General features: G+C 38.4%; 18 protein-coding genes and 1 pseudogene. 12 read left to right on the top strand and 7 right to left on the bottom strand.

Annotation, left to right across the window (positions count from 1 at the left end; genetic code table 11):
- Positions 1-18 precede the first annotated feature (18 nt).
- The 5 genes from rplB to BM141_RS07390 all read left to right on the top strand — a co-directional run bounded on the left by rplB (position 19) and on the right by BM141_RS07390 (position 3,025).
- On the top strand, positions 19-843 hold the full coding sequence (gene rplB, locus BM141_RS07410; protein WP_091542609.1) for a 50S ribosomal protein L2: 825 nt from the start codon (positions 19-21) through the stop codon (positions 841-843).
- On the top strand, positions 843-1,118 hold the full coding sequence (gene rpsS, locus BM141_RS07405; RefSeq protein ID WP_091542606.1) for a 30S ribosomal protein S19: 276 nt from the start codon (positions 843-845) through the stop codon (positions 1,116-1,118). The genes rplB and rpsS overlap by 1 nt, the downstream gene beginning before the upstream one ends.
- Positions 1,118-1,519, top strand: coding sequence for a 50S ribosomal protein L22 (gene rplV / locus BM141_RS07400; protein ID WP_091542602.1), 402 nt, complete (start codon positions 1,118-1,120; stop codon positions 1,517-1,519). Before rpsS ends, rplV begins: the two co-directional genes overlap by 1 nt.
- An 18-nt stretch (positions 1,520-1,537) precedes the next feature.
- The gene (gene rpsC, locus BM141_RS07395) at positions 1,538-2,308 is read left to right on the top strand and encodes a 30S ribosomal protein S3 (RefSeq protein WP_091542598.1); all 771 of its coding nucleotides are present in this window, start codon (positions 1,538-1,540) and stop codon (positions 2,306-2,308) included.
- Between the two features lie 336 nt (positions 2,309-2,644).
- Positions 2,645-3,025, top strand: a complete 381-nt coding sequence (locus BM141_RS07390) for a DUF1987 domain-containing protein (protein WP_091542595.1) — start codon at positions 2,645-2,647, stop codon at positions 3,023-3,025.
- A 108-nt stretch (positions 3,026-3,133) separates the two neighbouring features.
- On the opposite strand, the pseudogene BM141_RS07385 reads toward BM141_RS07390, so the two are convergent.
- Positions 3,134-3,577 (bottom strand): annotated as a pseudogene (locus BM141_RS07385) (cobalamin B12-binding domain-containing protein); the annotation flags it as partial.
- Between the two features lie 136 nt (positions 3,578-3,713).
- Between BM141_RS07385 and BM141_RS07380 the strand changes: the two are divergent.
- The 3 genes from BM141_RS07380 to BM141_RS07370 all read left to right on the top strand — a co-directional run bounded on the left by BM141_RS07380 (position 3,714) and on the right by BM141_RS07370 (position 8,649).
- Positions 3,714-4,166, top strand: a complete 453-nt coding sequence (locus BM141_RS07380; RefSeq protein WP_143090834.1) for a Uma2 family endonuclease — start codon at positions 3,714-3,716, stop codon at positions 4,164-4,166.
- 235 nt (positions 4,167-4,401) lie between these two features.
- Positions 4,402-6,291 carry a 3-keto-disaccharide hydrolase gene (locus BM141_RS07375; RefSeq protein WP_177217298.1) on the top strand — a complete coding sequence of 630 codons (1,890 nt, stop codon included), beginning with the start codon at positions 4,402-4,404 and terminating at the stop codon, positions 6,289-6,291.
- A gap of 168 nt (positions 6,292-6,459) precedes the next feature.
- Positions 6,460-8,649 (top strand): AAA-like domain-containing protein, encoded by a 2,190-nt coding sequence (locus tag BM141_RS07370; RefSeq protein WP_091542585.1) that lies wholly within the window; start codon positions 6,460-6,462, stop codon positions 8,647-8,649.
- 130 nt (positions 8,650-8,779) lie between these two features.
- Here the strand turns inward: BM141_RS07370 and BM141_RS07365 are convergent, their stop codons facing one another.
- From BM141_RS07365 to BM141_RS07350, 4 genes are all read right to left on the bottom strand, one after another.
- Positions 8,780-10,459, bottom strand: a complete 1,680-nt coding sequence (locus tag BM141_RS07365; RefSeq protein WP_091542582.1) for a sodium:solute symporter family transporter — start codon at positions 10,457-10,459, stop codon at positions 8,780-8,782.
- A 394-nt stretch (positions 10,460-10,853) separates the two neighbouring features.
- The gene (locus tag BM141_RS07360) at positions 10,854-12,137 is read right to left on the bottom strand and encodes a mandelate racemase/muconate lactonizing enzyme family protein (RefSeq protein WP_091542580.1); all 1,284 of its coding nucleotides are present in this window, start codon (positions 12,135-12,137) and stop codon (positions 10,854-10,856) included.
- Between the two features lie 112 nt (positions 12,138-12,249).
- Complete coding sequence (locus tag BM141_RS07355) at positions 12,250-12,885, bottom strand: flavin reductase family protein (RefSeq protein ID WP_091542577.1); 636 nt, start codon at positions 12,883-12,885, stop codon at positions 12,250-12,252.
- A gap of 656 nt (positions 12,886-13,541) precedes the next feature.
- A complete protein-coding gene (locus BM141_RS07350) occupies positions 13,542-14,393 on the bottom strand; it encodes an Rpn family recombination-promoting nuclease/putative transposase (protein ID WP_091542574.1) in 852 nt (283 codons plus the stop codon).
- 340 nt (positions 14,394-14,733) lie between these two features.
- Here BM141_RS07350 and BM141_RS07345 point away from each other — a divergent pair, with 340 nt between their 5' ends.
- From BM141_RS07345 to BM141_RS07335, 3 genes are all read left to right on the top strand, one after another.
- The gene (locus tag BM141_RS07345; protein WP_091542571.1) at positions 14,734-15,867 is read left to right on the top strand and encodes a DNA polymerase III subunit; all 1,134 of its coding nucleotides are present in this window, start codon (positions 14,734-14,736) and stop codon (positions 15,865-15,867) included.
- Positions 15,868-15,891: 24 nt separating this feature from the next.
- The gene (locus tag BM141_RS07340; RefSeq protein ID WP_091542568.1) at positions 15,892-18,222 is read left to right on the top strand and encodes an FdhF/YdeP family oxidoreductase; all 2,331 of its coding nucleotides are present in this window, start codon (positions 15,892-15,894) and stop codon (positions 18,220-18,222) included.
- A 100-nt stretch (positions 18,223-18,322) separates the two neighbouring features.
- Positions 18,323-20,005 (top strand): amidohydrolase, encoded by a 1,683-nt coding sequence (locus BM141_RS07335; RefSeq protein ID WP_091542565.1) that lies wholly within the window; start codon positions 18,323-18,325, stop codon positions 20,003-20,005.
- On the opposite strand, the gene BM141_RS07330 is transcribed toward BM141_RS07335, so the two are convergent.
- Positions 19,985-21,859: a SpoIIE family protein phosphatase gene (locus tag BM141_RS07330; protein WP_091542562.1), complete on the bottom strand. Its 1,875-nt coding sequence runs from the start codon at positions 21,857-21,859 to the stop codon at positions 19,985-19,987. The genes BM141_RS07335 and BM141_RS07330 overlap by 21 nt on opposite strands.
- A gap of 126 nt (positions 21,860-21,985) precedes the next feature.
- Between BM141_RS07330 and BM141_RS22855 the strand changes: the two genes are divergently transcribed.
- Positions 21,986-22,129 (top strand): hypothetical protein, encoded by a 144-nt coding sequence (locus tag BM141_RS22855; RefSeq protein ID WP_177217297.1) that lies wholly within the window; start codon positions 21,986-21,988, stop codon positions 22,127-22,129.
- Positions 22,130-22,135: 6 nt separating this feature from the next.
- On the opposite strand, the gene BM141_RS07325 is transcribed toward BM141_RS22855, so the two are convergent.
- The gene (locus BM141_RS07325; RefSeq protein ID WP_091542558.1) at positions 22,136-23,848 is read right to left on the bottom strand and encodes a hypothetical protein; all 1,713 of its coding nucleotides are present in this window, start codon (positions 23,846-23,848) and stop codon (positions 22,136-22,138) included.
- Positions 23,849-23,949 lie beyond the last annotated feature (101 nt).

Raw genomic sequence — 23,949 nt, 5'->3', positions numbered from 1 at the left:
CTAAATACTTTAATCACAATGGCAGTAAAAAAATTAAGACCGATTACACCTGGTCAGCGAGGACGGATAGCTCCTACCTTTGAGGAGATAACCAAAAGTAAGCCTGAGAAATCGCTGATAGTTCGTTTGAAAAGAACGGGTGGTAGAAACAACACAGGCAAAATGACCATGCGCTACATAGGCGGCGGTCATAGAAAACTCTACCGTATTGTAGATTTCAAAAGAAACAAGCATCACGTACCTGCTGAGGTAATAGGGGTGGAATACGACCCTAACCGCACAGCGCGTATCGCTTTGGTACAATACGAAGATGGAGAAAAACGCTACATCATTGCCCCAAACGGAATTAAAGTGGGTCAAAAAATTATTTCTGGTCCAGGCGTAGCCCCTGAAGTAGGTAATGCCCTTCCCCTTGCTGAAATTCCTGTGGGTACTATCGTTCACAACATTGAAATCCAACCCGGTGGAGGTGGTAGTTTGGCTCGTAGTGCTGGTACTTATGCTCAATTGCTTGGTAGAGAAGGTAAATATGCTATACTGAAAATGCCTTCTGGAGAAACTCGTATGGTACTTACCGCTTGTTTGGCTACCGTAGGTTCTGTGTCTAACAGCGACCATATGAACGTAGAACTTGGCAAAGCAGGTCGTACGCGTTGGATGGGACGCAGACCGCGTAACAGAGGGGTTGCAATGAACCCAGTAGACCACCCAATGGGCGGTGGTGAAGGTAGAGCATCAGGTGGGCATCCACGCTCTCGTAAAGGTCTTTATGCTAAAGGTAAGAAGACCCGTACACCTAAGAAATATTCTAACTCACTAATTATCAGCAGGAGGAAAAAATAATGGCACGTTCACTTAAAAAAGGACCTTATATAGATTTTCGCCTTGAGAACAAAGTATTGGCGATGAACGAAAGTGGGAAAAAGTCAGTCATTAAAACATGGTCAAGACGTTCAATGATTTCGCCTGACTTTATTGGTCATACATTCGCAGTACACAACGGGAATAAATTTATTCCAGTTTATGTAACTGAAAACATGGTAGGGCATAAACTTGGTGAGTTCGCACCTACTCGCACTTTTAGAGGACATACAGCTAAAAAAGATAAAAAGAAATAATGGAAGCAGTAGCAAGACTAAAAAATGTCCCTACCTCACCACGAAAAATGCGTATGGTGGCTGATATGATTAGGGGACAGAAAGTAACGAAGGCATTGAACATATTGAAGTTCGAGGCTCGTATAGGAGCAAAAAAATTAGAAAAATTATTACTTTCTGCTATCTCTAACTGGGAACAGAAAAACGAGGGCAGAAAGATAGAAGATGCAGACCTATATGTAAAAACCATTTATGTAGATGGTGGAACTATGCTTAAAAGAATGCGTCCAGCCCCACAAGGTCGTGGCTATCGCGTTCGTAAGCGTTCAAATCACGTAACTTTGATAGTAGATGAGTTAGCCGCTCCCCAAGCAGTTTTTAACTCTACTGATAACAATACAACAGAGTCAAATAACGATTAAAAAAAGAGGTAAAATACTATGGGACAAAAAGTAAATCCTAATGGTCTAAGACTTGGAATCATCAAAGGTTGGGATTCTAATTGGTATGGTGGCAGAGATTTTTCTGAGAAGTTAGTAGAAGACGAAAAAATCAGAAAATACTTAAATGCGCGTATTCCCAAAGGAAGCATCGCCAAAATCGTTATTGAAAGGACTTTGAAGCGTATCATCATTACTATCAATACTGCTCGTCCTGGCGTAGTCATTGGTAAAGGCGGCAAGGAAGTAGATACTATCAAAGAGGAGTTAAAGAAAGTTACTAAAAAAGATGTGCAAATCAATATCTATGAAATCAAAAGACCAGAAATTGATGCACGCCTGATAGGTCAGCAGATAGCTCAACAAATAGAAGGTCGTATCTCTTATCGTCGCGCGATGAAGCAAGCAATTAGCAATGCGATGAGAGTAGGGGCACAAGGTATCAAAGTTCGTATTTCTGGTCGCTTGGGAGGTGCTGAGATGGCTCGTACCGAAGAGTACAAAGAAGGCAGAGTACCATTGCATACCCTTAGAGCGGATATTGACTATGCAATCTCAGAAGCATTGACGGTATATGGCAAAATAGGCATTAAGGTTTGGGTTTTCAAAGGTGAAGTATATGGCAAGCGCGACCTTTCTCCTATTACGGGTACTGTTCCTAAGGCAGAGCAAGGCACTGGTGGTGAAGGAGGCAACAGACGCAACGAAAGAGACCGCAATGATAGGGACAAACGCAAGAAAAAAGACCGCAATAAAAAGAAAGGGAAATAAGCAATTTTCTCATAAAGGCATAAATTATAAAAGTTTATGCCTTTATTTTTAAAAAAAAATTGTGATTTTATAAATATTGTCATAATTTTTGTATTATTGCTTTATAAAAGGCATTTATCAGACAGCCCCCACAAATGTTCTTGTTTTTTATATAAACTCCTGCAAAAGTTTGTTTCAATTTGTATTTCCAAAGTATTATTTTTATAAAATTGTATTGGAATTAAAAAATTGTTTATTTTTGAGAGTTTTATAACCAATTTTAATTAATAAAACAAAGGTATTTTTAGGAAACAGTTTGACTTTAGCTGTTAGATTATCTAAACCCGAGCAAAGCACATGGACAACTTATTCATCAAAGGCTCAACCTACATTCCTACGGTAGATTTTAATGCGCAGACGAATATCTTAGAAATGTCAGGTGAATCTTATCACGAATACACCATAGAATTTTTTCAGCCTATTTTTGAATGGCTCAGTACTTACCTCTCACAACCTGGGAGAAGTTTTGTATTCAATTTTAAAATGACTTACTTCAATACAAGTTCATCAAGACGTTTCTTAGAAATATTTGACATGCTGGAAAACTATGTGAAAAACAAAGGAGGTAAGGCTGAGGTAAATTGGTATTACAAAGAAGGTGACTTAGACATGCTTGAGAGTGGCGAGGAGTACGCCGATGACGTAGATTTGAAATTTAACTTCATTTCCTACCCATAAAAATGAACCTCAGCTGATTAAAATATTGCGTTGATAAATCAACGCTTTTTTTGTTGTATCATTTTTATATATCTACTTTAAAGTGCTAATCAAATTAGCTATATCAATCGTAGGAAAGTCACACTTTTCTAATAAATCATTAATCATGCCTTGCAAACCCATCGCTCTGCCGTCATCTGGTGAGTAGATACGTGCAATGCCATAAGCATGCAACTCCTCTATCTCAGAGGGAAGAATCGTCCCCCCTCCACCTCCAAAGATTTTGATATGCCCAGCATTTTTTGCTTTCAGAAGGTCATACATATATTTGAAATACTCTACATGCCCGCCTTGATAAGAAGTAACAGCAATTCCTTGCACATCTTCCTGAATGGCGCAATCTACTATCTCTTGCACAGAGCGATTATGACCTAAGTGAATAACCTCAGCCCCAGAGGCTTGCATAATTCTTCGCATGATATTGATAGCTGCATCATGACCGTCAAAAAGCGAGGCGGCAGTAACAATGCGTATTTTATTTTTTGGCTGGTAAATAGGCGTTGCTGTGTTCATTTGATAGTTATTTACTTGATGTAAACAAGACTTTGCTTACAAAATTAACTTTTAGATTTTTTATTTTACATATCCCAAAGTCAAATACTTGAAAATTTTTGGGGAATTTGTAAATTTGAACAAAATCTTATTGCTTATGCAAACAGAAGAAATCAGTATAGATATGCCAAGCCTCTATCATTCCGTAGTGCAGTCTAATCTTGCGGCACTTTTTTATATCGGTTACGGAACGGAATATCGCGCACTCACGCAACCTACTCTTTTGCTCAATGATTGGGAATCTGAGCCTGATTTGGCTATTTTTCCTAAGCGTCCTCTCAACTGGGTACTTGATGAAATCAGAATTACAGAAATTCCTCTTTGCATTATTGAAATCATCTCGCCAAGGCAAGGCACTCAAGAAATTAAAGAAAAATTTGTCAAGTACTTTGAGGCTGGGGTTCCCTCTTGCTGGTTAATCAACCCTCTTATGGAAACAGTACAAATCTATTCCTCAGATTGGCAGCACAAATCTTTTTCTAAGGAACACACTTACATTCAAGATAGTAGCATTAATGTAAGTATTGAGTTTGCAAAGATATTTTCTTGAAAATCATACATCTATTAGTTATCCTTTTTCAAAATAAGTAAGTTCTAACAAATATTCATTTCTTGTAGGTCTGACCTTTTAAGCCATATTGAAATTATTAGGAGCTATCCCTCTTGCCTTGTTATTTTCTTACCCTGCTCCATGATTTGTTTTTTAGATTTCTAACGAATTACTATTTTTACCCCAAGAATTACTTTAATTTAGCACCAAAGAAATCATTAAAAACGTAATGAAAATGAATAAATCGCTTATTATCAGCATAAAATGTTTGGTTTTATGCTTTCTCCTGACTTTAAGGATATATCCTACACTGTTGGCTCAGACCAAAGAATATCCTTTATCTCCACTTTCTTTAACAGACCTCAGTAATTTTAAGAATCCAAGTACCAACTGGCAAATTGTAGGCGATGTTTATGCAGACCGCAATAAAAATGCTTCTATGAGTACCTCTACAGGAACGGGTATATTGGTAAATATGCCCTCAGAAAAAGCTAAAGAAGACCTTTTTACTGCTTGGGAGCATGGTGATATAGAAATGGAATTGGAGTTTATGATGCCCAAAGGCTCTAATTCTGGGATTTATTTTCAAAGCCGTTACGAGCTTCAGCTATTGGACTCTTGGGGAAAAAAAACCGTCAAAGCTGGAGATTGCGGAGGCATCTATGAGCGATGGGACGAGAGCAAACCCGAAGGGCAAAAAGGCTATCAAGGACACCCTCCCCGTATGAATGCCTCTAAAGCACCCGGACTATGGCAAAAATTGAGGATAGAGTTTTCTGCTCCTAAGTTTGATGCCAATGGAAAAAAGGTCGCTAACGCTCAGTTTGTGAAAGTGTTTCTTAACGGTATCTTGATTCATGAAAATGTAGAACTGCTTGGAGTAACCAGAGGGGCAGTTTCTGAGCGGGAAGTGGCTTCTGCTCCCTTGAGGATACAAGGCGACCATGGAGCCATTGCTTTTCGCAATATCAAATACAAAAGATTTGATAGACAGGCACTTAAATTAGAGAATATTACTTACCAATGCTACAAAGGGATTTTCAATGGAATGCCAAGCTATGATACCTTAAAGTTAGTAAAACAAGGAAAAGCAGATGCCATAACAAGTGAGCTGACTTGCTTAGAAAATGACTTTTTGATTCGTTTCAAAGCTGAACTCACTGTGCCAGAGACAGGCAATTACTATTTTACTATCCAACAGGGTGGCATGGCACATTTATACATTGATGAGAAAGTAGCTATAGAAGCCAATAAGTTTGAAAGTTGGTTCAACGAACAACGTACAGAAATAATCCCTCTTAGCGAAGGGAAACATAGTATAGATATAGCATATAGAAAAAACACTAATTGGATTCCTACGGCTTTAGGACTTTTTATAGAAGGAAATGGAGTGCGCTTCCAGCCCTTACACGCTTTAGGTTCTATTCCTCTGATAGCTTCTGAGGGAGCGATTTACCTCAACCCAGAGCAAAAACCACATCTGCTCCGTAGTTTCATGTTTTTCAAAGGAGAAAAGCGTACCCATGTTATTTCAGTAGGGGAAATTAGCAAAATTAACTACGCTTATGACCTAAGTCAAGGAACACTGATGCAAGTATGGAGAGGGGATTTTTTAGACGTAACAGGTATGTGGCAAGACCGAGGTGGCTCGCAAGTAGCCGCCCCTATCGGCAATCCTGTGGAACTTTTTGCTACACCGACTTTGCTCATCTTGAATGATGCCAATGCTTCATGGATAAGTAAATACAAAGAAAATGATGGATTTAGACAAAAAGGCTACAACCTCGACGACAGTGGAAGACCTACTTTCAAGTACATATATCAAGGTATCACTGTAGAGGATAAAATTATGCCTATAGAAGATAGCAGGGCGTTGAGCAGAGAGCTATTGCTTAATGTTTCTCAAACAGTCAATAACTTGTACGCTAAAATAGCAGAAGGCAAAGAGATAGCCCAGCTACCAGATGGGGCTTATAGTATAGACGACAAACAATATTACATACAAATCTCAGAGGCTAATAAGCCCAAGGCATTTATTCGCCAAAGTGGAGATAAAAAGGAACTACTCATTCCTGTTGTTTGGGACGGCAACAAAGCAAAAATACAGTATGCAATAATTTGGTAAAGAATAATTTTTCCTTATTTCATTTTCTTAGCAATAACTCCCCTACCCTATTGCTAAGAAAATGAAAAATTATTGAATAGCAAAATTAGCTACTAATTACAAAATAAGTTACAACTAAATTGAAGCCCTTTTCGTAATATAAATAAACATCTTTTTGGCTTTATTTTCATGAGTTTACACACCACTATCAATTTCTACCAAACAGGCGGCTCGCTTCCTTTTGATTCTCCAAGCTACGTCAAAAGGAAGGCAGACGATGAGTTGTTCTATCATCTGAAAGGTAGTCATTTCTGCTATGTGCTTACCGCAAGACAAATGGGGAAATCGAGTCTAAGAGTGCAAACTATGAAACGTCTTATAGAACAGGATTTTCTTTGCTCTGCCATAGATTTGACCTCCATAGGTACGCACAACGTTTCTGCTGAGCAGTGGTATTATGCTCTGCTTGACCGTATCGCCTATGACTTGGATATTTACGAAGCACTCGAGGTTTGGTGGGAGGATAACCTCAAACTGCCTCCTGTGAGTCGTTTTGCCAACTTTTTAGAACAGGTCGTTTTAGAAAAGACCAAGCAATCCATAGTGATTTTTATTGATGAAATCGATACGGTTTTAGGTCTAAACTCTGCTGAATTTAACGCTGACGACTTTTTTGCTGTCATTCGTAGCTTCTACAATGCAAGGGACACCAACCCCAAACTAAATCGCTTAAACTTTACCCTATTAGGGGTTGCTTCACCTGATGAACTGATGCGAGATTCTGCACGCACCCCTTTTAACATTGGCGTTCCTATTTATCTGGAAAATTTCAATTTTGAAGAATCCAAACACGTCCTTACACAAGGATTCTCCTCCATTACTCACGAACCAGAAAAACTGTTGAAAGCTGTTTTTGAATATACCAATGGACAGCCATACCTTACGCAAAAAATATGTGCCTATCTCTTGCAGAAAGGCTTTATTGTCAATGAAAAAGAAGTAGTCAAGCAATTAGTCGAGCAGCTATTCCTTAGTCATCAAACAGGAGAGTTAGATGCCAACTTAGCCAATATTCAAAACAGAATCTGCTCTGATATGCGCTATGGAGTAGAGATGTTGCACTTATACCAAGACCTACTTAACAGAACTTCTATTCCTATCCAACGCTCCAATCCTGTGCAAATTTACCTGAGGCTTTCTGGTTTAGTATCAGAAAGTAACAAAGGGTATTTGCGCATAGACAACAAGATTTACGAGCAGTTTTTTAACAAACACTGGGTAGTAGAAATGCTGAGCAAGTTGGATAGACCTTTTACTTTTGACTTGGCAAGGTGGGTACAATCGGGGAAAAGTGATAAAGCTACGGCACTTAGGGGAAAGTTTTTAAAAGATATGATTGCATGGTCAAAGGTTAGTGATTTGACCGATTTGGAAAAAGAGTTTTTGATTTTTTCTCAAGATATTTACACCCATGAAAAGGAAAAAGAATACGAAAGAAAACGCCTTAAACAAAGAAATGTTACACTACTTATCGTATTGATTATTACTATTATAGCAAGTACTGTTACCATTGCTATCCAAAGGCGTTATTTGCGTGCTGATAAAGAGTTAGATGCAAAAGTCAAAGAATTAGAAGAAAAAGAAAGTCAATATAACCAACTCTTAGAACTTAATGATGACCTTAGTGACCAAATTAAAGCTAGAGAAGACTCAGCATTAGCTTATTCCCTCAAATTGAGAGAGTTACAAAACAAATATGGAGAAATCATTAAGCGATTAGATGAAGGGAACAAAGATGAACAAGAGCAGAACGCGCAAATTGCAGCACTTAGAAAAGCCCTTAGTCAGCTTCGTAGCGACACCATGCAATTAAGACAACAAATACGAGAAATACAAAAAAACAATGAGTTAGCGGACAAGCCCGTACCAGAGCAGATTTGTCGGAATGCACGCTTGGCAATCATGCAGTTCCGCTACGGAGAAGAAAATCAGTTTGACCAAGGACACTACAAAACGGTTACAGAGCGGAATACAATATTCATCGGTAGGGAACTATCTGACTCGAAAAAGTTTATTAACTTTAAATACTCTAAAAAAGACTATTTTGACCATACAACCAACCCAGAAACTATCCGAGAACAAGGCTATCATGGTTATATCACTGGTAATTTTATTCCTGCCAGAAATCATGAGATAGTAATAAGGGTAGATGTACATATCTTTGGTCAGAAAAAGCCTTGCACAAGTTTCCTTATTACAGGCATTACCGAGCAGATGTTTTTTGATAACTCTACCATAGGAGTAGAGCGAATCAAGCAAAGATACAGAGAATCTATACAGCACCCACCAAGCCAAATGCGGTTTCAGATAGGAAATTAAAAATTTTTCATATTTACCCTCAACCACTAACCTCTAATGAACTGTATCCACTTAAAAAAACCTGTTAGCCAAGACAACAAACCTTGACTAACAGGAAATATCTATGACTTGTTAAAAAATATTACTTATTTTACCAAAAGTACGCATACAAAAAGACAAGTATAGCAAAAATTAGCCCTGCTCCCCATGCAAAACTTGGGCTTACTTTGAACATCTCTTTGTTAATCTCTAAGCCTTTGTGCGAAGGATTGCGTATGCCTGTAACCCAAATTACCAAAGAGCAGTAGATAAAAACAAAGCCCATGCGGTCAAGGAAAGGAATTTCATACACACCTGCTTCATTAGGATTAGGATAAGAAAAACCAGAAGCATACAAGAAAGACAAATCTACTCCCATAGCTGGCAAGAATTTGAGAATCACCGACAGGGCAAAACCACCTACAATCGCCAAAACTGCTCCAAGCGAATTAGACTTTTTCCAGAAAAATCCCCAAATGAATACGGCAAAAATACCGGGCGACATGAAGCCTGTGTATTCTTGAATGTACTGAAAACCACCTTTCTTGTCTATGCCTAAAAAAGGAGAAATCAGTACAGCGGCTAACATAGAAACCACAATCGCAATTCGCCCTACTATTACCAAGTGCTTTTCACTTGCCTCTCTTTTGAAATAATGTTTGTAAATATCTAAGGTAAAAATAGTAGAAATAGAATTTGCCTTCCCTGCCAAAGAGGCTACAATTGCCGCCGTCAAAGCCGCAAAAGAAAGTCCTTTCAAACCCACAGGAAGTAAACCTAATAGTACCCCGTAAGCATTGTCGGGATTGATAGTACCATCAGCACCTAACATTTTTTCAGAAAAATTGCCGTAACCATCTTTGTAAAGCACATAAGCAGCTATACCGGGCAGTACTACGATGATAGGCATGAGTAGTTTTAGGAAAGCGGCAAAAAGAATCCCATTTCTTGCAGTTGTGAGGTCTGCACCTAAAGCCCTCTGCGTAATGTACTGATTACAACCCCAATAGTTCATGTGAACTATCCACATACCACCTAAGATAACCGTAAGTCCCGGTAGGTCGACATAATTGGGGTTGTCTTTGGTCAGAATCATGTGAAAATGACTATCCGCCTTGCTTTGCATTTCTCTTAGCCCAGCCATAATTCCCTCCAAACCATTGTGCATGGAAACCAACTCAATAGCTAAGTAGGTAGTAGCTAAACCTCCCAAAATCAAAAAAAGTACCTGAATTACGTCAGTAAAGCCGATTACTTTCATTCCTCCCAAGGTGATAAAAATTGCAAAAATCGCCAGCCCCATCATGCAAGTATAAATATCAATTCCTGCCAGCGTACCTATGGCTATTGCTCCCAAGTACAAAATAGAAGTCAGATTCACCACAATATAAAGCAAGAGCCAGAATATTGCCATAATCAAACTCACCGTAGTATTATACCTTTGGGTAATGTACTGTGGCATAGTGAAAATTTTGTTTTTCAGATAGATAGGCATAAAAAAGATAGCAATAATAATCAGAGTAGAAGCCGCTAACCACTCGTAAGTAGCAATAGTCAAGCCCATTTTGAAGCCCGAGCCGGACATTCCAATAAACTGCTCCGCCGAGATGTTAGAAGCAATCAGCGAAGCCCCAATAGCCCACCAAGTAAGCGAACCTTCTGCCAAAAAAAAGTCCTTAGAGGAGGCTTCTTTGGCTTTTTTTCTTTGATAAATCCAATAGCCATAGCCAGCTACTACGATAAAATAAAAAATAAATACCAGATAATCGAGTGTTTGAAGTCCTTGTTGCATGATTTCTTAGATTAGTTTTCGCTGTAAATGATAATGTTAAAAGACAAAATATAAATTAAGTTTATGCAATCGGTTGCAGATGCTAAACTATGTATTATTTTGGAATATTTTTACAATGTTGCACTATTTTTTATTTGCATGATTTCTTAGTGCAGGTCTGACTTCCCAAACCTCAATGGAACTGTTAGAAACTGCCTAAAAGTTCCACTAAGGTTTAGAAACTCTTGTCAATAAAATTTTGGGGTTATTTCACAAGATAGCATAGAACACAAATTTTACAGATAGCACAACCTAAATCTGTGAAAGGCTGTGTAATCCGTAACATCTGCAATTTTAAACAAGCAGCTATAGCTATCCCCCGCTTTATGATTGGACAAATGGGAATCAAACCTTTTTATTCAAAGAAAGGAACGCCCGGTTGAGCATATTTTCTCATACCCTCCTCATTGATTTCTACACCTATGCCCGGCTTTTCGGATACGGTAATGTAGCTATCTTTGACCATTTCTCCCTCAAAAGTAATAATTTCTTTGAACATAGGGTCAGTATGGAAATAGATTTGCCACTCCAAAATCAGGAAATTAGGCACAGAAGCGCATACATGAGCCGAAGCCATTGCCCCCAAATAAGAGGCTACCATGTGAGGAGCAAAGGGAACATAATAAAGATTGGCTAAATTGGCGATGCGTTGTCCTTCGCCAAGTCCTCCTGCTTTTTGCAAGTCAGGCATGATTATATCTACTGCTCCCAACTCTAAAATTCTCCTAAAACCATGAGCCAGATATAAGTTTTCACCTGCACAAATAGGGGTAGAGGTAGAATCTGTAATTTTTTTGTAGGCTTCTACGTTCTCAGCAGGGATGGGTTCTTCTAACCACATTAGGTTTAGCGGCTCAAACATTTTAGCTACCTGCTCACCTGTAATAGCGTCATACCTTCCGTGCATATCTACGCATATATCTATCTTGTCCCCTACAGCTTTGCGAGCTGCGGAGATTTGGTCGTACATTCTTTGGAGTTCGCCTCTACTTGCCGTCCAGTTATAGAAGTCATACTTTGCAGGGTCATTAGCTTGGTCGACATCAAACTTAATAGCATTAAAGCCCATCTTTACTGCTTGAGTTGCCGCTTCTGCGAACTGTGCAGGAGTTGGTAGTTTGCTTTGGTACAGCGCAGTATCGCAATATACCCTTACTTTGTCGCGAAACTTCCCTCCAAGTAATTGATAAACAGGAAGATTGAGAGCCTTGCCTGCCAAATCCCAGAGGGCTGACTCCACCGCAGAAAGTACTGCCACATACATCCCAGACTGCGCCCCCTCAAAAAAACCAGACCTACGTAACTCTTCAAATAAGCGATGCACATTTAGCGGATTTTTACCCTCTAACCTTCTTTCAAACATCTTGACTAAGTGATAAGTACCCGGTGTAGCATCTACACCCTCTCCACACCCCCAAATGTCTTGATTGGTGTAAATTTTTACAAATAGGCTATGCCCTCCACGAATATAACCACACTTGATATTGGTGATTTTCAAGTCAGAAGGACGAGACATCACGGGGGATTTTTCTAAGGCGTTTTCCAGTTCTTTCCCAAAACCTGTCAAAGAAAGTGTACTAAATGCTCCTGTCAAAGCACTTTTGGCAAGAAAAGAGCGTCTTGATTGTTTCATTTTCATATCAAATAAGTTTGTAGTTTGGTATTAAAAAAGTGGGTCGTAATAAATTTATTCAATTATACCAACAAATTTTCTTATTTTAATAGGATTATGACAAAAAATCTTGCTTTGGCTACTTTATCTCTTCCAATGCTTTGTCTGGTTTAGCATAGGAAAGCCTTGACAATCTTTGTGTAGTGTGGTAAGAGTCCAAAGAGGAACAGGTGATGCTTTCTGCTTTCTCTATGTCAATATAGCCATCGGGCATAATGTAATCCATAGGAACAAAAGTTTCTATGACCTTGCCTATCACCAAAATAGTCCCATTAATAGCTAAGTGATGCGTTTCGGCTAAAGCCAATCCTATTTTGATGTGAGCTTCCGCCACATAAGGGGCAGGGTGCAGAGAGCCAAACTCGGGAGTGAGTCCACAAGCCTCAAACTCAGATATTTGATAGCGCGCACTTGTTTGATGTGCTTGTTTGTAAAAACTTGGACGAATATGGTTAAGTGTAAAATAACCTGTAGTTTCTATGTTTTCCAAACTATGTCGGCGAACTGTATCGGGTCTGACCAATACTCCCATAAGAGCTGGATTTGCGCCAATATGAAATACTTGGCTGAAAATAGCTACATTGGTAATGCCTTCTTTGGATACAGTTCCTACCAAATTGACACTTTTAAAACCACTCAAAGAGTTAATGAAATTGGTACGGAACTGTTTTTCAAATCCTTCAAAATCAGATGCTACGTAATGTGAAACGGTCATAGACGATGTAATTTAAAGTAAATTTGTACCTTTAATGTAAAGTTGGAAACTACTAATTTTCTAAAACGTTTCCAATTTGTCTATCAATAAGTTTTTTAGGTGGTAATTCTGAAAAATCTGCTATGCTACCAAATAATTCAATAACTTTTTGCCTTTCCAAGAAAGTGTTTTCTCTACCAAAAAACTATGACAAGAAATAGCTTCAGTATTTTTTCTAACTGGTGTTTCAGTGGGTTAAAGTGTATGTAATGCAATACTCTTACTAAATACTCATCGGTATCTATTTTTTTTCGTTTAAAGTTGGGTATGAAAAGGCTACCCATTTGGTCTTATTGCTTGTTGAAGGCTTAGGTAGTTAAACTGCACCTTATTCTCCTTACTCGCCACCTGCACACAATCCAAACCAAAAGGACAGAGAAGTAATTTATGCACTTCGTACCGAGAGATAATATATAAATTACTGGCAAAATACGCTTTTTCGCGTATTTTCACGCGAAAAACTATACTTTACATAACCTGCTGACTACCAAGAAATAAAACTTATTTTTCATTCTTACGCACCTACACGCCAATCAGAAACTGGCAGATAGAACGTCTTAGACACACTGCGTTTAAGTCTAAGAAGAACGGGTAGAAATAAAAGTTTACAACTTCTCCTACTTCACCTCCTTCCTCAATGCTTCTATCTGCTCAAGGGTTAAGCTTGTTACCTCTCCAATGGTTTCATTGTCAAAGCCTTTTCTTATCATGTTCTTGGCTATTTCAATTTTTCCTTCAATTTTCCCTTCATTAAACGAAGTTTCCAAAGAGGCTGTAAAGTCCAAATAGTTCTTTTCGCTATCTCGGTAAGATTGCAACTGCTTCTCATCAAAACGTGCAATCTCTGCGATTTGAAACAGCTTTTTAAATACTTTTTCTTGCAACTTAGCTGGTATCTCCTCTATTTTTACTAAGTTTTTTAGCACATACAACCACTTGTCAAAATGTGTTTCTATCTCCTCTAAGGTCTTGTCAAACTTCTTGATTTCTACATAGATAAAGCGCAACTTGTCATAAAATATCTTATGTGTTTCCTTTTCTATCAGTCTGATGTCATGCACTATCTTGTTTTTGTTTGCTTTGTCATCGTCTATGAGAAAGTCGGTAATAGCTATGGAATAAACCCCTTTCAATTGATAGTTCCAATCGCCTCGCTTTGCCTGTTCTTGAATGGGAAAAGTGGCGTAGTATAAACTCCTATCCTTAAAAAAATCCTGTTTTGCTCTTTGCATTTCCACAATGAATTTTTCTCCTTTTTCGTTTTCACAATATAGGTCAAAGATTGCCTTTCTATCCAAGTCAGTAGTCCCCAAATGCTCGCTTTTCAAATAAGTCAGGTCTATGATTTTGCCTTTGTCTGTGAGCAGTTCATTCAAAAAATCAATGAGCAGGTCTTTGTTTGCCTCTTCCCCAAAAATTTTCTTGAAGCCGAAATCGGTAAAAGGATTGATGTATTTTTTTGCAATCATATTCTATCTTGTTTTAGACAAAGATAGGGAAAATCATGGGCAAATCTGGAATGAAAAGGCAAGATTATAAATACATGATAAATTTGGATCGCAAAGCCTTGATAAAGTAGGGCGAAATTACAAATCCCAACCAGCAAGGAATTAGGTTAAGCATATTTGTCAAAAGTAAAAATAAAAATTTTATCTTAAAGACAGAAGCCCTTTGCCTGTTTGATAAAAAACCATCTATTCTTTAAAATCTGTGTGCCAAATCAGCAAATAGACAACTTTTGAAAGAAATCTCTTATCAAAATTCATTAATTTTGAACACTAAAACAGTAATGTTCTTAAATATAAGCAAATGCAATTTTCTCAAATCATTGGTTTAGAAGATATTAAACAAACTCTTGTGCAGTCGGTCAATAAAAATCATGTTGCTCACGCTCAGCTTTTTTTAGGCATAGAAGGGAGTGCCAATTTAGCTTTAGCTGTGGCGTATGCTACTTTTCTGAATTGTGAGAATAAGACTGAAACAAGCACGGACTCTTGTGGGACCTGTCCCTCTTGCTATAAAATGAACCGCCTGATTCACCCTGACTTACATTTTATTTTTCCTACAGCAACCACTAAGCAAATTACCAAAAGGGACGAGGCAGTAAGTCAGGCATTTATGAAAGAATGGAGAGAGTTTTTTACGAAGAATCCTTACAATTCTCTCAAAGCGTGGTCTTTGGCTTTTGGGGCAGAGGGAAAACAGTGTATTATTCCTGTGGAAGATGGAAGAAACATCATCAGAAGTTTGGCTTTAAAGGCATTTGAAGCAGAATATAAGGTGCTGATAATCTGGCTACCAGAACTCATGAATGTCAATGCTGCTAATGCCATTTTAAAAATATTGGAAGAGCCACCAGAGAAAACCATCTTTCTCTTGGTGGCTAACAGTGCGGAAAATATGCTGGCAACTATCCAATCACGCACACAGTTGGTACTGATTAGACCATTTAAAGATGAAGAAATCAAAAAGCACCTAACAGAAGTTTGGAAAACCGATGAGGAAAGAGCCAGCCAAATTGCTATGTTAGCCGACGGCAATATGAACGAAGCATATCGCTTACTCAATGATACACAGAACCTTAGCCAAGACACTTTTCGCGATTGGATGCGTTTATGCTTTCGTTTTGATATTCCCAACCTCATCAAAGAGGCAGACAAATTCAATGACTTAGAAAAAGAAGCCCAAAAAAGTCTGCTCCAATATGGCATGAATTTACTCAGAGAGGCATTTGTTTATAAGTTTGGAGGTGAGCATTTGGTCAGGGCAGACAAGCAATCCTTAGAATTTATCAAAAACTTTTCTAAAGTCATTCATGAGGCTAATGTAGAAAAACTACAAAATAAGTTCAATGAAGCCTATTTTCACTTGGAAAGAAACGCCAATTCTAAGATTTTATTTTTAGATTTGTCCTTACAAGTAGCAGGAATTTTTAAGCAGTGATTTAGCTTTAACTTTTATTTTCTTATGCAAGACAAGCCTCATGCCCAGCCCCCAGAAAAGCTCACTGGACTGACCCTGACCGAACCCAAAGACAGTGCGGCAGGACTAACCGCAGTGCTATCGACTGCCAAACACATCTTGGAGGAGATGAATTTGAGCAAAGGAGTAGCCCTACTCTCGAAACTCAATCAAAAAGGTGGGATAGACTGCATGAGTTGTGCTTTTCCTGACCCCAAAGAGCGTTCTGCCGTTGCTGAGTACTGCGAGAATGGAGCAAAGGCAATCGCAGAGGAGGCTACTGACAAGCGAATCACAGCTGATTTTTTTGCTAATTACAGCGTTGAGGAACTCTCTGAGCAGTCTGATTATTGGCTGGGCAAGCAAGGCAGACTTACCCAACCTATGATACTGCGAGCAGGGGAAAAATACTATAAACCTATCACTTGGGAAGAGGCTTTTGCTTTCATTGCCAAGCAGTTAAATGCACTTTCCTCTCCTCACGAAGCCATTTTTTATACTTCGGGAAGAACAAGCAATGAGGCAGCTTTCCTTTACCAACTCTTTGTACGTCAATTTGGTACAAATAACTTGCCCGACTGCTCCAATATGTGCCACGAGTCGAGTGGAGTAGCACTTTCTGATACTTTGGGTATAGGCAAAGGCTCTGTAATCTTAGAGGATTTTGAAAAAGCAGAAATTATTATGATTATTGGGCAAAATCCAGGGACTAATCACCCCCGTATGCTCTCTGCCCTCCAAAAAGCAAAGAAAAAAGGTGTTAAAATCATTTCTATCAATCCTTTGAAGGAAACAGGCTTGCTCAACTTCAAACACCCTCAAAATCCAATAGACTGGGTAGGCAAAGGAACAGAACTGACAGATTTGTATTTGCAAGTAAAAATTAATGGAGATGTCGCCTTGCTCAAAGCATTGATTTTGTGTATATTAGAAAATGAAAACCTCCAAACACTTGAGAACTGGAGTAAAAGTGCAAATCAGCATCATTCCGAAAGAAATACGATTGATTATGGTTTTATCCAAACACAAACCACAGGCTTTGAAGATTTTATTACAGACTTGAAAAAATACAATTTAGAATATTTAGTAGAGCAAAGTGGGGTGAGCATAGAAGAAATAAAAAAAGCGGCAGATTTACTCAAAAAATATCATAAAATCATTGCTTGTTGGGCAATGGGCTTGACTCAACATAAAAACGCAGTAGGAAATATCCAAGAAATTGTCAATTTGCTATTGCTAAAAGGGAGCATAGGAAAAGAGGGAGCGGGAACTTGCCCTGTGCGCGGGCATAGCAACGTGCAAGGCGACCGCACTATGGGCATAGTAGAAAAGCCTAAACCAGAATTCTTAGACCGCTTAGGCAAGGTGTTTAACTTTACCCCTCCCCAACAGCATGGCTACGATACCGTTGCGGCTATCAAAGCCATGTACGAAGGTACTGCCAAAGTGTTTATTGCCTTAGGTGGAAATTTTCTTTCGGCTACGCCTGATACTGAATATACTGCTAAAGCACTGCAAAACTGCGATTTAACAGTGCATATTTCCACCAAGCTCAATCGCTCTCACCTCATTCATGGGAAAAATGCCTTGATTCTGCCTTGCTTAGGCAGGACAGAAAAAGATGTGCAAGCAAGCGGCGAGCAGTTTGTCAGTGTGGAAAACTCTATGGGTATCGTCCATTCTTCACAAGGCATACTGCCTCCTGCTTCCAAGTTTTTACTGAGCGAAGCCTCCATAGTGGCGGGCTTGGCAAAGGCAACTTTGGGAGAAAAAAGTACAGTAAACTGGGATAAAATGATTGAAAATTATGACAATATCAGAGATAAAATAGAGCAAGTAATTGTAGGATTTGAAAACTACAATCAAAGAGTAAGACATCCTGACGGGTTTTATTTGCCCAATGGCGCAAGAGAAGGAAAGTTTCATACCAAAGATAAAAAAGCACATTTTACCATTAACGAACTGCCTAAACACGAACTCCAAGAAGATGAATTTCTGATGATGACCATTCGCAGCCATGACCAATTCAATACGACTATTTATGGGCTGAATGACAGATACAGAGGCATTTTTAACGAGAGGAGAGTAGTACTAATCAATCCTCAAGACATGAAAAAGTTTGCTTGGCAAGCCCAACAAGTGGTAGATTTGTATAGCAAGTATCATGGTGAGGAAAGAATCGCTAAAACCTTTGTACTTGTGCCTTACGATATTCCTCAGCAGTGCATCGCTACCTACTTCCCTGAAGCCAATGTACTCGTTCCCATAGATTTGAAAGCGGACAAGAGCCATACCCCTGTTTCTAAGTCCGTGATAGTGAAAATAATAGCAAAATAAGTTTGAGCCAATTAGCAATTATTTTTTTGAAAAAAAAGAAAACGCTTTAAAAGCAATAGCTCAAATTTTATACATTTGTATCAATTCAAAAAATATTCTTATGAAAAAACAATACTATATTTTTGTTCTTTTGCTTTTCCTCTTAGCTTGTAGTGGCAAAAAACAAGCAGATTTAATCGTATTCAATGCCAAAGTTTATACAGTGGATAGTAGCTTCACTACTCAAGAGGCTTTTGCTATCAAAGACGGCAAGTTTATTGCCATAGGGAGTTCCAAAGAAATTTTAGAAAGCTACCAATCTGCTAATCAGATAGATGCTAAAGAGAAATTTATCTATCCGGGGTTTTACGATGCTCATTGTCATTTTTTTGGTTTGGGCAATTCCATGCAACAAGTAGATTTGGTAGGCACATCTTCTTTCCAAGAAATTGTCCAAAAATTAGTAGATTATAAAGCACAAAATCCTAATAAACAATGGATTTTAGGGAGAGGCTGGGACCAAAATGATTGGGAGGATAAAACTTTCCCTCACCGAGATACCTTAGATATACTTTTCCCTGAAACGCCTGTATATTTAGTAAGGATAGACGGACACGCCGCCTTAGCCAACGGTGCGGCTCTTAGGCAGGGAAGGATAGGTGAGAAGCCTCTGATAGAAGGCGGTCAAGTAGAAGGTGGCTTGGTAGAAACTAAAAACGGAAAAACCACAGGCATACTGATAGACAATGCCATGCGTTTAGTAAGTAGCGTCATTCCCCCTCCTAACGAAGAGGAAAGCAAAAAAATATTGCTTACCGCTCAAAAAGCCTGTTTTGAAAATGGATTGACTACGGTAGATGATGCAGGTTTAGGTAAGGAAATTATAGATTTGATAGATAAAATGCAGAAAAGCAATGAATTAAAAATAAAAATCTATGCTATGGTAAGTGCCACAAGAGCAAATGTAGAACACTTTATCCAAAAAGGAATTTACAAAACAGATAGGCTCAATGTGCGTTCTTTTAAAATCTATGCCGATGGAGCCTTGGGTTCTCGTGGGGCTTGCTTAATCAAACCTTACAGCGATGACCCCAAGACTACGGGCTTCTTACTTTCTCGCCCAGATGAGTTAGAAGCAAACTTCCAACTCATCGCCAATAGCGATTTCCAAGCCAACACCCATGCCATAGGCGACTCTGCCAATAGGATTATCTTGGATATGTACGGTAAAATGCTCAAAGGTAAAAATGACCGCCGTTGGCGCATAGAACACGCTCAAGTGGTTAGCGATGAGGACTTAGCCAAATTTAAAAATTATAGCGTAATTCCTTCCGTCCAGCCTACGCACTGCACTTCGGATATGCCTTGGGCAGGAGCAAGATTAGGTTTCCCAAGAGTAAAAACAGCCTACCCTTACCAAAAACTCTATGAGCAAACCAACATACTTGCTTTGGGGAGTGATTTTCCTGTGGAGGCAGTCAATCCGATATTCGGATTTCATGCCGCAGTAGCCCGCCAAGATGCAGAAAATAAGCCTGAGGGAGGCTTTCAAATGGAAAATGCCATCAGCAGAGAAAATGCTTTGCGTGGCATGACTATCTGGGCGGCATATTCCAATTTTGAAGAAAAAGAAAGAGGAAGCATAGAAGTAGGGAAGCAAGCAGATTTTGTAATGTTGGAAAGTGATTTGATGACCACTGAAAATCAAAAACTAAGAGGCATTAAGGTTCTTTCAACTTTTGTAAATGGGGAAAAAGTTTTTGAACACAATAAAAATCATATATCAAATGCGAAAGCCTATTAAGGAAATATCATCGCGCTGAGCTTGTGTTTGCATAAAATTATTTAGTTCTATCAATAAACGTCCATATTGCTCTCTTAAAGGAAGGTGAGATACATTCATTAGCAAATCTTTCAATCGCTCTTTGCCATATTTTTCTCCCGAAAGATTTTGCTGGTCGGTGATGCCATCAGTAAATAGATAGATAATCTCACTTCCTTTTAATACAAACTCTTGATTTTCAAATGATTTAGCCTCTGATTTTTTTCCTCCTCCTATGGAGCGTTTAGTACCTTTGAGTTCTTTTAGCTCTCCTTTGTCAGTATAAAAAAGTTTAGATTTTGCCCCAGCAAAAGTTACTTTACAATGCTTAGGATTGTGCTTATCACTCTCTATCAAGCAAATACCGATGTCCATTCCATCATCATTTTTGTTATTTTCCTGCTTTAAAGCGTCTTTGACTTCTATGTGCAAGACCTCCAAAATGGTAGCAGGGTCATGGATTTTGGTTTGCGTAACGATTTTATTTAGCAAAGTATGCCCTATCATAGACATAAAAGCCCCCGGTACTCCATGCCCCGTACAATCCACCATAGCCACAAAGAGCTTGTCATTTCTCCGATTTATCCAATAAAAGTCCCCAGAAACCACGTCTTTGGGCATATACAAGACAAAATATTCTGCAAAGCAATTACTGAGGTCTTCGTCGTCGGGAAGGATAGCACTTTGAATTTGTTTGGCATATTCCAAACTTTTCATTAGTAAGTGCTGCTTTTCTTCTATTTTTTCAGATTTCTTACTGATTTCTTCTATACTTTCCTGAACTTTGGTAAGCATATATTGAAAATCCTCTGCCAGCCCCCCAATTTCATCTTTGGACTGCACGCTAATTACTTTCATATCTTTAGCAAAATTACTGTCTATTACATCATTAATAGACCTTGATAAGCGGCTAATAGGAAGGCTGAGAGATTGAGTAATAAAAAATGCAAAAACGATGAAAACAACTACGTAGAGCGCAATCGTAGAAAAAAAAGCATAGTTGATGTTGGCATATACATCATTGGTCTTTTGGATAAGCAGGTGGTTAAGGAGATTTAATTGAATCAAAAGTTTATCAGAAATCTGACGTAATTGTTTTTTTAATCCACTTTGGCTGTCAAAACCTATCTCTTTTTCTACATTGGCTAATTGCAAAAAGGTATCTCTGTAGTTATTAATTAGGTATTTCACTTGCTTTTGAGCCTCTTCTTGCTTGATTTTTTTCACTACATCTTCTTCTAACTCTCTCAAAGCCAATATATTTTTTCTTACATAATCTTCATCTTTCCTCAATATAAAATCCTTTTCATGGCGGCGAACAGTGAGTAAGATAGTTTTATCCAAAGGATAAGGTGATTCTTCTATGGTATGAATGCTCTCTCGCATTTTGCCCTCCAAGCCGTAGTCTTTAAAGCCTCTAATCCGAACAAAATCATGGAGTTTATTAAAAATCTCACAGTACTCATCGATATCTTTTTTCACCGCATCTAAATCTGACAGCAGCTCAAATTGACTTATTTCAGGAAATTGGCGTAGCCCTTCTATTTTGCTGTAAATAGTATTAAGTACCCTCTCACGCCGATACAAATATTCGCTCTTGCCAGTGCGATAAAAATCTGGATTAATGGCTTCGTCTGTAAAAAAATCTTTTTCTAACTTATTCAAGATGTGTATATTGCGGTCTATATCTCCAAGCAAGGCAACTATACGCCCGAGCCTTTCTTCTTTGTTTGTAAACCACAGATTTGACCCAATTACCACGCAAGTAATCAAAAAAATGATGCCAAAAGAGAAAAGTAATTTAGCCTTAATGGTTTTGAAAGTATTAAATGGCATAGGAAAAATATGTGCTTACGTATGACTTGCAAAGTTACTATCTATCTATTACCAAATAATTACTAAACCTTGAAAGATGTATGAAGTTTTCTGCTGAAGCCTACGGTCTTTATTTTTAAACCTCTTGTGAGCGGTGAAATCATATTTATTAAAGAGCAATTTTTTATCCCTATCTCGGTAGAAAAGAAAACTAAGGACAAAGAGAAGCAAGCCAAAGAAGAAGCATTGGCAGAGTTAGGAAGATTGAGAAAATCAATCCGTCAAAAATAATAATCCTTAAAACTCATGCAAACGCTGCTGTATATTTAGCCGCAAGGAAAGTGCAGTATAGTTGGTATTGTAATTCCTACTCGCAAAATCCGTTTGCTGATTTCTAATCACTTGCTTTAAGTCTATAAAAAGATTATGTTTAAGTTGATAAGATGCCGTTAAATCTATAAAAGTCAGATTAGTAGCTACCCCTTGCCCTACTCGGTTTCCATATTCCAATTCTTTGGTCGTGTTGTCCAATAAAATATCACTTCCCCAATTTTTGCCGTCCCAATCCCTGCCCATTTTTGTAGAAAATACTTTGGCTGTCAGGCTCAGTTTAGGGATAGGCTGATAACGCAAGATTGCCAAAATTTCCCTAAAATTCGCTCCCAGCGGGTGTGCCAAAGGCTGGCTAAAATGCGTATAATTGGAAAGTCTGGGCTTGTCGAAGTGCGTATAAGTAAAGGGTCTAACCGTATTTAGCTCCACTTGCAAGTCCAAGTTGGGGATATTCAGTACATCTATGTACTTGAAACCCAACTGCCAAGCCTGTTTGTTTGCCCACCAACCGTTTCCTGCCCTTACCTCGCTAATGACTAACTCATCTATCACTAACTGTCCATACAGCTGAAATTGCTTCAAGAAATTCCACTTAAAATCAATACCCGCAATGGAGTTATCTTGACTGCCCATGTTTTGTTCTAAGCTACGGTAAAAAATAATTGGGTTCAGGTAAGCCAGCTCAAAAGTATCATCTCTGTAAAGGTCATCTCTCCCATAAGCGATGGACTCAAAAAAACCAAAATTTAGATTGTCCGTTAGATTTAGGCTAAGATGATGAAACATCACATATTTTTTGGGATACAGACGATTCGTGCCAGAAGATTCAGAAAACATCTGGGTATAAAGGTTGGAATAGTTAAATTTCCAAATCTTGGTGTTAAGTTTCAAAAAAGTATAATTATTGGCAAAATCAGACAGTTGTAACGAGCGGTAGCCCACGCCGTACGCATTTTTATCGTAGCCAAATTGGAGGGAAACATATTTTTTGATAATGTCAAAAGAAATATAGCCTCTTGCAGTCAAGAAATCTACCCCGTTAGTAATACTTGTACCTGTAGGGTCTTTGTAAGTTTTCCAAAATCCTTCATAAGGCACAGCTTGGAAATCAGTAATAAACTGCTGGGCATAAAAGGGAAAAATCGCTTGATTTTCTGCTATATAGGAGTAAAAACCCAGCCTACGCGCTATCATACCCCTGATTTCTGCCCCTCGCGTATTGGTAAAAGGTCTTTTTTGGCTATTGCCGTCATTGCCTACGCTTAGGTGCAGGACGGGATTTAAGTGAAAATCAAAATCCTTAGAAGTATCTAAGTCATTGTCTTTCAATCGGAAAAGGTCTGCTTTGGTTTTGTAAAAACGATTCCAAATCGCTTTTTTGCTTTTATTGTCCAGACTATCCGCCCATTCTGAGTTGTCGTTGAGCAGATAAATCAAATTGAACCTATCTACTTGCGAAAGCCCCTGTTTCAAAATCATGGAATCTGCTAAAGCCGCCACCCCTTTGCGACTGTACGGCTTCATAGCAGTAAATAGATGCTCGGCAAAACTCCCTTTTTTGATTTCATACCTATCTACTAAGTGATAATAGTCTGTATTGAAGGGGACAAATGTGCTTTGTGCTTGTAAATGAAAGATATATAAAAAAGAAAATGCGAGAAGGAAAATTTTTTTCATTGTATTATGTTTTCAGGATTAGTGTCTTGTGTATGATATTTTTGTTAAAATAGATTAAAAATCAAATCAATAAAATAAAAATAAGTGATTAAATATGAAAT

This window comes from Thermoflexibacter ruber, from assembly GCF_900113045.1.
Taxonomy (GTDB): domain Bacteria; phylum Bacteroidota; class Bacteroidia; order Cytophagales; family Thermoflexibacteraceae; genus Thermoflexibacter; species Thermoflexibacter ruber.
The sequence above is the reverse complement of the archived record's forward strand: the minus strand, read 5'-3'. Positions and strand labels throughout refer to the sequence as shown.